The sequence below is a fragment of the Pseudomonas sp. FP2309 genome (assembly GCF_030687575.1).
Classification (GTDB): domain Bacteria; phylum Pseudomonadota; class Gammaproteobacteria; order Pseudomonadales; family Pseudomonadaceae; genus Aquipseudomonas.
This window is the reverse complement of record NZ_CP117439.1, coordinates 2,345,454-2,359,164: the sequence shown is the minus strand read 5'-3', so window position 1 is coordinate 2,359,164 and position 13,711 is coordinate 2,345,454. Positions and strand designations below refer to the sequence as shown.

The 13,711-nt window shown below is 64.9% G+C and carries 2 protein-coding genes; both read right to left on the bottom strand.

Translation table 11 applies throughout. The features are described from left to right. Window positions 1–59 precede the first annotated feature (59 nt). Complete coding sequence (locus PSH59_RS10865; protein ID WP_305395021.1) at window positions 60–3,221, bottom strand: amino acid adenylation domain-containing protein; 3,162 nt, start codon at window positions 3,219–3,221, stop codon at window positions 60–62. After that, the gene (locus PSH59_RS10860) at window positions 3,218–13,504 is read right to left on the bottom strand and encodes a non-ribosomal peptide synthetase (RefSeq protein ID WP_305395020.1); all 10,287 of its coding nucleotides are present in this window, start codon (window positions 13,502–13,504) and stop codon (window positions 3,218–3,220) included. Before PSH59_RS10860 ends, PSH59_RS10865 begins: the two co-directional genes overlap by 4 nt. Between the last annotated feature and the right edge of the window lie 207 nt (window positions 13,505–13,711).

The window sequence follows — 13,711 nt, the reverse complement described above, 5'->3', positions numbered from 1 at the left end:
AAAAGCAGGTCGTCACCGAAAAAGCCTGCGCGCCCTCGTCGGGCGCGCAGGCTAAGGACTTACGCAGTAGCGTTGGCGCGGGACTTGGCCAAAAGCGCTTCGCGCTGCTCCGGCGACAGGCTATTGAGCTTCAAACGCACCTGGGCGGTACGTTCCAGGGCGCCCGGGACGCTTTCATCGCGGGTCAGTGCCGCCGCAAGCTCGGCCACGCTGGGGTGGTCGAACACCACGCCTGGGTGCACCTCGAGCTGCAATTGCTTGCGCAGGGCCGAGACCAGCTTGATCACCAGCAACGAATGCCCGCCGATGGCAAAAAAGTTCTGCTCGACGCTCAGTCGCTCGATCCCCAGCAACTGCGCCATGCCCTCGGCCAGCAGGGTTTGCAGCGCGCTGCTGGGCGCGACATGCACCTGTGCCGTCAACAATGACTCAGGCGCCGGCAGGCCCTGGCGATCCAGCTTGCCGTTGGCCAACCGAGGCAGGTGATCCAACACGAAACAATGGGTGGGCACCATCGCCGCCGGCAGACTGGCCGCCAACGCTGCACGCAGCTCGTCGGCCCAGCCGGGCCCAGAGGCTCCTTGCGCTTCGACGTAAGCAACCAGTTGCACATCGCCGTCCACGGCGGCACCGGCGCGCCACGGCACCACCACCGCCTGGGCGACGCCCGGCAGCGCGAGCAAGGCCTGTTCGATCTCCGTCAGTTCGATACGGAACCCCCGCACTTTGACTTGATGGTCGCGCCGGCCCATCAATTGCACACCGCCCTGTGGCCGATAGCGCCCCAGGTCGCCACTGCGATACAGACGTTCACCGGGGCGCCGCGGGTGCTCGATAAACGCGTCGCGCCCCTGCTCACCCAGGTAGCCGCGCGCCACTTGCTGACCGCCGATATACACCTCGCCCACGGCGCCCAAGGGGACTTCACGCAGGTGTTCATCGAACAGGTAGACCGCGCAGCCGTCGAACACCTGTCCCAACGGCACGCCGGCGCTCAAGTCGCTGTTACGCGACAGCGGTTGATACAGCACGCCGACCGTGGTTTCCGTCGGCCCGTAGTGATTGAACACGCGACACGCCGGCGCCACCTTGAATATCAGCTCGACCAGGCCCGGCGCCACGGCTTCGCCGCCCAGCACCAGCGTGGCTGGCAGGTCAGTGCTGTCCTGGTCGAGCAAGGCACTGAGGTGCGACGGCACGATTTTCAGGCAGTCGACCGCGTGAGTACGCAGGAAATCGGCAAAGCGTTTGGCGTCCTGCATGTGCTCGTCGCTGGCAATGTGCAGCGCAGCGCCGAGGTACAGCGCGCCAAACAGCGTGGTGTGGCCCAGGTCGGCCGCCACCGTGGAGGTCATGGCAAACGCGCTGCACTCAGCCAGGCCCAGCGCTGTCGTAGACGCCTGCACATAGTTGAGCAATTGCCGATGTTCGACCACCACGCCTTTGGGCACACCGGTGCTGCCGGAGGTGAACAGCACGTAAGCGGGTTGGTCGAGCGCGGCCGGCGCCCAATCGAATCGCTCGGCAGGATCCAGCGGCGGTAACCCGTCGACGCGCACCACCGCCACGTCGCCGTCTGCGTGATCGGCGTCACTGAGTACCCGCACGGCACCGGCCTGTTGGATGACCAGCGCCTGGCGGTGCTGCGGCCATTGCGGGTCAAGCGGCACCCATGCCGCGCCGACGCGCCACACTGCAAGAGAGGCGATTACCAGCTCCAATGAGCGCGGCAGCCGCAGCGCTATCCTATCGCCCGGCTGCACACCCTCAAGGCGCAAGTGCCGCGCCAGTTGCTCGACCCGCTCATCCACTTGGCGATAGGTCAATTGAGTACCGGCAAAGCTCAACGCCAGCGCCTCGGGAGTGCGCTGGGCCCACTCGGTAATGCGTGTCGGCAGACTCGGCCCCTGCAACGACAAGGGCGCTCCGATGCACTGCTGTTGCAGCGCACCTTCCCGCGCACTGATCAACCCCAGGTCTGCCAGCGCCGTGGCGGGGTTCGCCAGCAGGCTGCGTAACAGTGTCTGATATTGCTCCAGCAGCGCCGCCATGGACGCCTCGTCGTAATGCGCCGGATCAAAGCGCAAGTGCAAGGCCCGCGCTTCGACCAAGCGCAGTTCGAGTTCAAACGGTGCAACGCCGTCGTCCAACGCCACCACCGACCAACTGCCGCCCCCCACCGTCACGGACGCCATCACGCCTTCGTGGGCAAAGCCACACGCCAGGTGCGCGGCGCTGGGCGGCGCCTCCACCGGCCAGTGCTCCTGCCAGGTCAGGTGCGCCTGTGCCTGCGCGTCCAGGGTCGGCAACCATTGGCCAAGGCTGTGCTGCAACGGCACGTCGATTACCAGCGGCAAGGTTTTTTCGAACAGGCCCATGCAGTCGGCAAAAAACTCATAATCGAGCCGACAATCGTGGCGCCAGCCCACCTGCATGCGGGTCTGGCCGCTGATCCGCGCCAACAGGCCCCACCACGCGGCCCTGGCAATCCGCTCCAGCGGCTGGTCCAGGTGCTGTGCGTAAGCGCCAAGCCCGCGCTGCAGGTCAGGGTCGAGGTCTACCGCCAGGCGGTTGCTGACCTGCGCGCCCGCCGGGCCGTGGCGCCGGCAGGCCAGTGCCGGAGCGGCCGCGGTGCCCTGCTGCCGCCAGTAATCGCGACCGCTGGCGGCATCTTCATCCTGAGCCATTTCCCCGCGCCACTCGACGTATTGGGCGTACTGCGCGGCCTCTTCGTCGATCGCCGTAGTTTCATCGGCCGCATACGCCTGGTGCAAAGCACGGTGGAACACCTGCAACCCGTTACGATCACTGAGCAGCGCCGAAATACGCAGCGCCAAACCGTAATGCTGCTCGCCCAGACGGCACAGGTGCAGCATCGCCAACGGCTGTGCATCTTCGGCGAACCCCTGCTGTTGGAGGTCGCGCATATGCTGTTCAAACGACGCGAGGTCCGGCATCGCCGCCGGTTCCAGCACCAGCGGCCAATGGGCACGCGGCTCGAGGGTCTGGCGCACACCGCGATAACTCGCCACGCGAATCAGGCGGGTGGCCAGGATCGGCTGCCGGGCCAGCACCTGGTCTGCCGCGCGCTGCAACCGCGCCGGGTCCAGCTCGCCACGCACCTCTATCAGCAACAACAAGGCCGAATGGCGGCCCTCGGCGGCAGTGCCCAGGGCGGCCTGCTGTTCCGGGCTCAGGGCCTGGTCAAAGGCAGTGCTCATTGGCCCACCTCCTCTTCCAGCGTCTGGCGGTTTGGCGTTGTGGAGCAGGCATTCAGATCGGCCCGATCAAACATATCGCCCATCGCCACCACAATCTTGCGCGGCCCCTCGAACGGATCGCGCGCATGGGCGGCGAGCATGTTGTCCATCAACACCACATCGCCCTGCTGCCAGTCAAAACGCACCGCGCACGCCTCGTACAGTTGGCCCACCAGTTCCATCACTTCATCCTCAATGGGCGTACCGTCCCCGTAGTAGACGTGCCGGGGCATGTTATCGATGCCGAACAGGCCGATCAGGTCGTCGCGCACGTCGGCGTCCAGGCAGTAGATGTGGTGCAACTGCACCTGGTTGAAGAACGAACGCGCACCGGTCAAGGGATGGCGGACCACCGCCGGGCAGTGGGTGCGGGTCTGCAATTCATCATTGTCCAGCCACTGCCACTGGATGCCGGCGGCGCGGCATCGCGCTTCGACCTCTTCACGGCTGTCGGTCTTGAAAAAGTGCCGCCACGACACGTCGAGCTTGTCGGTGAAGGTGCGCACGTAGAGCAGGCCCTTGCTCTCGAACTTCGCCAGCAGGTCCGCCGGAAGCCGGCGGCACATCTCGCGGCAATCGACGATAGGCGTCGCGCCGCCCACCGGCGACGGCAACTCGCAATAGAACATCTGCTTGCGCGGCCAACGGTCCTGGTGCGAGCTCTCGTTGTGGAACAGGATCATTTTCTTTTCCGGGTACGGCGTGGACCGGTAGGTATTCTTGCCGCCGTCCTTTTTCGGCAGATCGCCGTAGTTACCGTAGAGCCCCGGCTGCAACGCTTCGGCGAACTGCTCGAATTCCTCGATACCGTTCAGGGCGAAACCGCGGAACAAAATGCTGGCGTGACTGGCGAGTTTTTCTTCCACCAGTGCGCGGTTGTTGCGCACCCATTCGATGACATCCAGGCCGCTGTCCGCCGGTTGCGCCAGCAATGGGAACACCTGATCCGGGCGCAACGGCGAGAACCGCACCTGCGCCGCGCCGGCCGGGGCTGCCGCAGGGCCCTTCTTGAGGAACTTGTTGAGCTTGTCGAACTTTTTGCTTGCGACCTTTTCCGTGGCAGGCACTTGTTGTGCAGCAGACATGACGAATTCTCCTGAGAGTGTGTGTCGGTCCTGCACCGCTTGCTCGAGAATCCCGATCCAGCTGCGCATCATTCTTTCGATGCTTTCGCGACGGAACAGCGCGACGGCGTAAGACCAATGACAAACAAGGCTATTTCCTAGTTCTTCAACGAACAGGCCCATCTCGAATTTCGAGTGGCGCTCTTTTAATTCCACGGGCTCCAATTCCAAGCCATCGACCTGCAAGGTCGCGTTGGGGGTGTTGTTCATCACGAACAGCACTTGAACCAGCGGATTGACACCCTTGATACGTTCCACCGCGCAGGCATCGATGATCAGGTCCAGCGGCAGTTCCTGGTGCTCGAAGGCGTGCAACGCGTCGCGACTCACCGTGTGCACGTAGTCGCTGAACGGTTGCTCCTGCAGCAGCCGCGAGCGCATCGGCAAGACGTTGACGAAGAACCCGATCAGACCTTCCAGCGCCTGTTGCTGACGACCGGCGATGTCGGTACCGATCACCAGATCCGCGGTCTCGCATGTCCGGTGCAGCATCAGTTGGAACGCCGCGAGCATCAGCAAGTACGGCGTGCAGCTCAGTTCCTGGGCCAGGGTCTTGATCGATTGATACAACGGCGCCGGCAGGCGTAACGCCAGGCCATCGCCGTCATGGCTCGGCTGGGCCGGACGCGCAAAGTCATGGGGCAATGGCAGGCAGGCCGGCGCGCCTCGCAGCGTCTCGCGCCAATAGGCAGTGTCGGCGGCCAGCCAACCCTCGTTGAGCAAGCGTTGCTGCCAGAACCCATAGTCGAGGTACTGCACCGGCAACGCCGCCAAGGGTTTCGAGCCGTCGTACAACGCGAGCAATTCCTGCACGAGCACGGCCATCGACCAACCGTCGGAGATGATGTGGTGCATGGCGAAGAAGATCAGATGCTCGCCCGCCCCCAGGCGCAGCAAGTGCACACGCAACAGCGGCACCTGCTCCAGGTCGATGCGCTCGGCGGCGCAGTCGAGCAACCATTGCTGCCTCGCCTGCTGCCGTGCTTGAGCGTCCAGGTCACTGATATCCAGCAGGCGGATCGGCAAGTCCACTTGCTGCGCGACCCGCACCAAAGGGTTGCCGTCTTCGTCTTCGTGGTAACTGGTGCGCAGTATTTCGTGGCGGTCCATCAGTTGCACAAAGCTGCGCTGCAAGCGATAGAGGTCCAGTTCGCCGCGCACACTCAGTGCAGCCGGCAAGTTGTAGGCGGCGCTGTCGCTGGAAATACGCTCCACCAGCCAAAGCCGCTGCTGTGCCAACGACAGCGGCAGCACGCCCTCTCGTGGCTGCGCCGTCAAGGCCGGCAGGGTCCGTTTGGGTTCGGCCTGCACGCGGCGCTGTTCCAGGCGTTCAGCCAGGGCGCCCAGTTGTGCGCACTCAAACACATCGCGCAGGCGCACTGCATCGAGCCCTGCGGCGTGGGCACAGGACACCACACGAGTGGCCAGCAGCGAATGCCCGCCCAGCTCGAAGAAATGATCGCTGAGGCCCACTTGCGGCACCTGCAAGACCTGCTCCCAGATCGCCGCCAGTTGCCGTTGCAACGGCGTGACCGGCGCCTGGTACGACGTACGTCCTTGGTTCAGGTCCGGCAGTGGCAGCGCCTTGCGGTCCAGCTTGCCGTTGGGGCTCAGGGGCAGGCCCGCCAGCAGGATCAGGTGAGTCGGCACCATGTAGTCGGGCAACACCCCCTTGAGCTGCGCTCGCAGGCCATCGCGCCACACGCCCTGCACCTCTGCTTCGGCGTGCACCAACCCGGCCTCGCGCGGCACCACCCACGCGGCAATCTGCAAGCCGCCCGGCCCCTCCACGGTCATGACCAACGCTTCGCGAACCCCTGGGTACGCTTGCACACGGGCTTCGATTTCGCCGAGTTCGATACGGAACCCGCGAATTTTCACTTGATGGTCGGCACGTCCGACATAGTCGATCACCCCGTCAGCGCGATAGCGCGCCAGGTCGCCAGTGCGGTACAAACGCCCGCTGCCGAAGGGGTCGGGAATGAATTTTTCCGCGGTCAGGGCCGGCCGGTTGAAGTAACCGCGCGCCAGCAGCTCACCGCCAATCAACAGCTCGCCCACGACGCCCACCGGCACCGGGTTGAGCGCATCGTCCACAATGTAGATCGCACGGCCATCGAGCACCCTGCCGATCGGCATCATCAGCGGCACGGCCAGCGCGCCGGATACGTAGTCGGCACAGTCCAGCGCCGTGGCGGTCACTGTCGCCTCGGTGGGGCCATAGGTGTTGTACAGCGCAATGTGCCCAAGCCCGGCGTCACGCCAGGCATGCAACCCTTCCGGTGGCATCGCCTCGCCCCCCGCGTGAACCTGGCGCAGGCGCCCATAGTTGCGCGGCCCGACGGCGGCGAAGTCACGGGCCAGCATGTGCCAATACGCGGTGGTCACGTCGACCACGCTGATGCCGTGGGCCATGACCTGCCGGTAGAACGTCTCGCTGTCCCACAGCTCGCCGCCGCGCAGCACCACACAGGCGCCGGTGCACAGTGCCGGGTAGAGTTGCTCGACAAAACCGTCGAAGTTGAACGTACCGAACTGCAATACACGGTCTTCAGGCGTCAACTTGAACAGCGCCTGCATCACCTGCACGTGCCGCGCCACGGAACCCCGGTTGATCCCCACGCCTTTGGGGCGGCCGGTGGAGCCGGAGGTGAACATCACATACGCGAGGTGCGTCGGCTGGGCCAGGTTTGTCAGGTCATGGGACGGGGAATCGACCAGCCATTGTTCGCGGGTGTCCAGGCACAGCACGTGGACATCTGCCGGAATCGGCAACTGCGCCTGCAGGTCGGATTGGGTCAGCAACAGGTGCAGGCCGCTGTCCTCGATCATCCAGCCCAGGCGCTGGCTCGGGTATTGCGGGTCAAGCGGCACGTAGGCGCCGCCGGCCTTCAGGATGGCCAGCAGGCCGACAATCATGTCCAGGGAGCGCCCCACCGCCACACCCACCAGCGCATCCGGGCCAACCCCGAGTTCGCGCAACGTGTGCGCTAACCGGTTGGCGTCCCGGTTGAGCTCGGCATAGGACAACTGCTGCGCATCCAGGATCAGCGCAGGGGCTGCACCGCATGCCCGCGCCCTGGCCTCGAATGTCTGGTGCACACAGGCATCGGCCGGGGCGTCTTGCGGTGGGTTCCAGGCGTGCACCATGGCCTGATGTTCAGCCGCCAACAACGTCGACAGCTGTCCGAGTGCCTGCGCCGGGGCGTTGACGAACTGCTCCAGCAGATGCCGCAGGTGCCCGAGCAACCCCTCGACGGTCTGCTCGCCAAAGCGCTCGCGCTGATAGCCCAGGCTCAATGACAGGCGTTCGCCGCTGTGGACGGTGAGGGCCAGCGGGTAGTTGGTGTGCTCATGATTCTGCGCGGCGCTGAACCGCAACCCGTCGCTGCCGCCTTGCTGCAGGCTCTGGGCCACCGGGAAATTTTCGAACACCAGGATGCTGTCAAACAACGCCTCGCCTGCGGAGCCGGCCCAACGCTGGATGTCGTACAGCGGCGTGTGCTCGTGCTCACGCAGGGCTAGGTTCAACGCCTGGACCTGGACAATCCACTCACTGACCGACTGGTGCGCCTGGGGTTCGGCGATCAGTGGCAAGGTGTTGATGAACAGGCCGACCTGCTCTTCGATGCCGGGCAACTGCGCCGGACGTCCGGAGACCGTGGTGCCCAGCGTCACGCACTGCTGGCCGGTGTAGCGCTGCAACAGCAGTAGCCAGGCGGCTTGTACCAAGGTGTTGACGGTGACCTTCTGTTCACCGGCAAACGTCGCCAGGCGCCGAGTGGCTGAGGCCTCCAGCAGCAGATCGGTTTCGGCATAGCCCTGGCCCGGCGCGTCCTGGCGCGGCAGCGCCGAGGCCAGCAGGGTCGGGCCATCCAGGTGGCCAAGGCGCTCGAGCCAGAACGCCTGGCTCGCCGCCGCGTCCTGGCGCTGCAGCCATTGGATGTAGTCGCGGTACCGCCCTGGCGCCTTGGCCGAGGGCTCGCCGGCATAACGGGCGAGCATGTGCGCCAGCAACTGCGCGTTGCTCCAACCGTCCATCAGGATGTGATGGTGGGTATAAATCAGGTGATAGCGCTGTTCATCCAGGCGGATCAGGGTCAAGCGCAGCAAAGGCGCCTGTGCCAGGTCGAAGCCTTGCCGGCGATCCTCGGCGGCGAACGCCTCGACATCCCGCGCGGCGGGCGAACGGTCGCGCCAGTCCAGTACGGTCAGCGGCAGCTCGACACTGCGTCGTACCCATTGCAGCGGTTGCTCGCTGCCGTTCTGCCAGATAAACCCGCTGCGCAAAATGTCATGGGCCTCCAGCGTCGCTTGCCAGGCCTGACGAAAACGCTGCACGTCCAGGCCTTCGACATCGACCGCCAACTGGTTGACATAGGTGTCGTCGCCCTGTGCATACAGCGTGTGGAACAACATGCCCTGCTGCATCGGCGACAGCGGGTAAATGTCATCGATGGCGGGCCCCGGCACCGGCAACTGGTCAAGCTGCTGCTGGGTCAGGTTCGCCAACGGGAAGTCGGACGGCGTGACTTGCCCGGCGGGCGTGGCGCAGCAATGTTCGATCAGGCCTTTGAGCTCGACCGCGTAATCGTCGGCCAGTTGCTGAATGGTCGAGACCTGGAACATCTCGCCACTGAAGCCCCAACTCATCGACAATTGCCCGCCGTAGACCTGGCCTTCCACGGTCAACCAGTTGGCCAGCGGTGCCAGAGGGTCCTGGGCCAGCCCGTGGCCTTCGCTGGACGGCAAGAACAACGCCTGCTCATCGAACTGGCGGTCAAACTGCCCCAGGTAGTTGAAGGTAATACGCGGCTGCGCCAGGACCGCCAACGTCGCGGCGACTGCAGGTTCGGCCAGGTAGCGCAACACGCCGTAACCCACGCCTTTGTCGGGCACGGCACGCAGTTGTTCCTTGACCGCCTTGATCGAAGTCGATACGTCGTCGGCGGGGGTCAGGGTGACCGGAAACAGGCTGGTGAACCAGCCCACGGTGCGCGTCAGATCCAGGCCGTCAAACAGGTCCTCGCGACCATGCCCTTCCAACTGAATCAGGGTGCTGCCCTGCCCGCTCCAACGCGTTATTACGCGGGCCAGCGCGGTCAACAGCAGGTCGTTGACCTGCGTGCGATAGGCCGCCGGGGCCTGGGCAAGAAGCTGGCGCGTGGTGTCGGCATCCAGGGTGCACGTGACTTTGCGCTCCAGGCCTTGATGCAACGCGCCATGGGGGTTGTCGCATGGCAGGTCGTGAACCGGCGCGCCGCCAAGCGATGTCTGCCAGTAGTCCAGTTGCGGCACAAAGCGTGGCACGCACGCTTGCAGGCGCGCGCTCCAGTCCTGATAAGTGCTGGTCTTGTGCGCCAGTTCAGCACCGGTGTAGAGCTGCTGCAGATCTTCAAGCAATACCCGCCAGGACACGCCATCCACCACCAGGTGATGGACGGCCAGCAACAGGCGCTGGCTGTGATCGGGCATGTCCACCAGCAGCGCGCGCAGCAAAGGGCCCTGCTGCAGATCCAGGCTGCATTGAGCCTGGGTGCACGCCTCGGTCAGCGCGTCGGCGCTGTCTATCTGGCGCTGCCACAACAGCGGCGCGTCGGTGTGCTCGGCGTAGTGTTGCTGCCAGCCATCGTTGCCGGGCTCATAACGCAGGCGTAAACCGTCATGGTGGCGCGCCAGGCGTTGCAGGGCATCCTCCAACAGTGCCGGCACCACCGGCTGCCGAGGCACCAGCAGCAACGACTGGTTCCAGTGTTGGCGCTGGGGAATATCCAGGGCAAAAAACCATTGCTGCACCGGGCTGAGAACCACCGCCCCGCTGGCCAGGCCTTGGTCGACCTGCGGCTCGTGGCGTTGCTCGGCGACTTGCGCCAGGCTGCGGATCGTTTGGTGCTGGAACACATGCTTGGGGCTCAGGCCGATGGCGGCCTGGCGCGCACGGCTGACCACCTGCATGGACACGATAGAGTCGCCGCCCAGCTCGAAGAAGTTATCGTCGAGGCCGACACGCTCCAGCCCCAACAGCGCTTGCCAGATCGCCGCCAGGGCCTTTTCCACCGGGTTACGCGGCTCGGCATGTTCACGCAGCGGCTGGCTGGCGTCGATGGCCGGCAGCGCCTTGCGGTCGAGCTTGCCGTTGGGGGTCAAGGGCAGGTGCGAGAGGAACAACAAATGATTGGGCACCATGTACGCCGGCAACACCTGTTTGAGCGCGCCCTTTAGTCTTTCTCGCAGGCTTTGCTGGGCGGCGGCATCCTCCAGCACGCCGGCGTCGGAGGGTACGATCCAGGCCACCAGTTGCTGGCCACTGGCGCTGTCCTGGGCCAGTACCGCCAGCTCGCGCACGCCCTCGTGTTGCAGCAGGTGTGCTTCGATTTCCCCCAGTTCAATGCGAAAACCGCGCACTTTGACCTGGTGGTCGATACGCCCCTGGTATTCCAACACGCCGCCGTCCTGATAGCGCACCAGGTCGCCGGTGCGGTACAGGCGCTCGCCGTCCACGGCGAACGGGTTGGGTACATAGCGCTGCGCCGTGAGCGCGGCGCGCTCCAAATAGCCACGGGTGATCCCGGCGCCCGCCAGGTACAGCTCGGCGCAGATGCCTTGGGGAACGGCCTGGAGTTCGGCGTCCAGCACGTACGCGGCGGTATGGGTGATCGGCCGGCCAATGCTGGCGCGGCCGCCCGCCGTGCGGCGCGTGAAGGTTGAGTAAGTGGTGTCCTCAGAAGGGCCGTAAAGGTCGAAGACGTGCTCGATGCCCGGCTGTTGATACAGCGCCTCCACCAGCGTTTGCTTGAGGGGTTCGCCCGCCAGGTTGATGATGCGCACACCGGCCGGGATCTGCGCAGTGCGTTGCAGGGCCGCGATAGCCGACGGCACCGTGTTGATCAGGCGCACCTGGTCACGCGCCGCCAAGTCCGGCAGCTCCAGGGCATTGCGCGCGATGATCAGCGAGCCGCCGAGGGCCAGGGTGACGAACAGCTCCCACACCGACAGGTCGAAGCACACCGAGGTCGACGCCAACACCCCTTGCATGTCGTCCTGACGGTAAACGCGCTGCGACCAGTCGATCAGGGCCAGCACGTTACGGTGGGCAATCGCCACGCCTTTTGGCTTGCCGGTGGAGCCCGAGGTGTAGATCACATAGGCCAGGTTGTCCGGTGTCACGTCTCGGTCGGGTGCCGTCAGCGGCCACGGCGCCAGCAGCGCGGACCAGTCGTCAAGCAGCACCACCTGAGTGCCGGTCGCGGCAGGAAGGCTGGCGGCCACCGCGTGTTCGGTGAGCAGCACCAAGGCGCGGCTGTCTTCGAGCATGTAGGCCACGCGTTCGGCCGGGTAATCCGGGTCAAGGGGCACGTAGGCGCCGCCGGCCTTGAGTACCGCGAGCAGTGCGACCAACAGGTGCTCGGAGCGGGTCATCGCCACGCCGACACGCACTTCCGGGCCAACGCCACTGGCGACCAACAGATGGGCCAGTTGGTTGGCCTGCTGGTCCACCTGCTGGTAACTCAGGGTGCGGGTGCCGCAGGTGACCGCCAGCGCGTGCGGGTGCTGCGCCACCTGGGCGGCAATGCGCTGGTGGATGCACAGGTGCCGGTCAAACGTGTCCTGGCTGGGGTTCCAGTCAACGATGATGCGTCGGTACTCGAGCGGGTCCAGCAGTGGCAAGGCACCAACCGTTTGCCGGGCGTCGTCGACCATGCCCTGCAACAGGCGCAACCAGTGGCCAGCCATGCGTTCGATCGTGGACGGCGCGAACAAGTCATCGGCATAGGTCAGCGCGGCATGCAGGGTGCCGGACTGTTCGTAGGTATCCAGGGTCAGGTCGAACTGTGTGGTGCGGCCTTGCCACTGCACCGTGCTTAATTCCAGGCCCGACGCGGTGCTGATCGTGGAAATATCGGCCACATGGGGCTGGTGGTTATACATCACCTGGAACAGCGGCGTGTGGCTCAGGCTGCGCTCGATGTTCAGCGCTTCGACAAGCCGCTCGAAGGGCAGGTCCTGATGGGCCTGGGCGCCCAGCGCCGCTTCCTTGACGTCGCGCAGCAATTCGTCAACGCGGGTCTGCCCGGTCAGTTCAGTGCGTAGCACCTGGGTGTTGACGAAAAAACCGATCAACCCCTCGACTTCACCGCGGTTGCGGTTGGCGATGGGCACCCCGACACGGATGTCGCCCTGCCCGGTGTAGCGGTGCAGCAGGACATTGAACGCCCCCAGCAACAGCATGAACAACGTGACCTGATGCTGCTGGGCACAGGCGCGCAATTGCTCGAGCAGCCCGGCGTCCACCGCGAAGGTGTGACGGGTGCCGCGGTAGCTGGGCATGGCGGGACGCGGGTAGTCGGTGGGCAGCTCCAGCACCGGATGCTGGGTGCCCAGGCGTGCCTGCCAATATTCCAACTGCCGCGCCTGTTCCCCCGCTTCCAGCCAGCGCCGCTGCCAGAGGGCGTAGTCGCTGTATTGGATCGGCAGCGCCGGCAGTTGCGGCGCTTCGTTGCGCTCATGGGCGTCGTAGAAGCGGATGAACTCCTCGATCAACACGTTCATCGACCAGCCATCGGAGACGATATGGTGCAGGGTCAGCAGCAGCACGTGCTCCTGCGCCGCCAGCTTGAGCAATTGCACACGCAGCAGCGGGCCATGCTCCAGGTCGAACGGCAGCTCCGATTGACGGGTCGCGGCCGCGTTGACCGCCTGCTCCTGCTCGCCGGGCGCCAAGTTGCTCAGATCCACCCCTTCCACCGCCAGCACCGGCGCCACCGCCACCTGCAACAGGCGCTCATCCGCCTGGCGCTGGAACACCGTGCGCAAGGTTTCATGCCGCGCCACCAGACTGGCGAACGCCTGCTCCAGCGCCTTCAGGTTCAGCGTGCCCCTGAGCCGCACCGCGCCCGGCAAGTTGTAGGCACCGCTGGCCGGGTCCAATTGCCAGAGAAACCACATGCGCTGCTGTGCATAGGACAGCGCCTGGCGATCCTCCACCTCGACACCTGCCGGAATCGGAAACCGCGAAAATTCCACCCCTTCTTTCTGCAGCGCTTGCAGGAACAGCTGGCGTTTTTCCAGGGGCAACCCGATAAACCGGCGAGCAAGTTTCAAGGAGTCTTCAGCATTCATTTGTTGGGATCCGGAGCAATAGGCAGGAAGCACAAAGGCACGTCGTCCCTATAAAACGAATCTCGCAAAGAAAAATTAGCGGCGGCTTGGGTGTGGGACGGCGCGTCCCACCATGAAAAACGGCGCGTCAAATGGCTCAACGCGCAAACAGCGTTTACCTGGCGCAACGCGTCACGCTGTGGCGTCGTCCGGGCTACACACCGATTG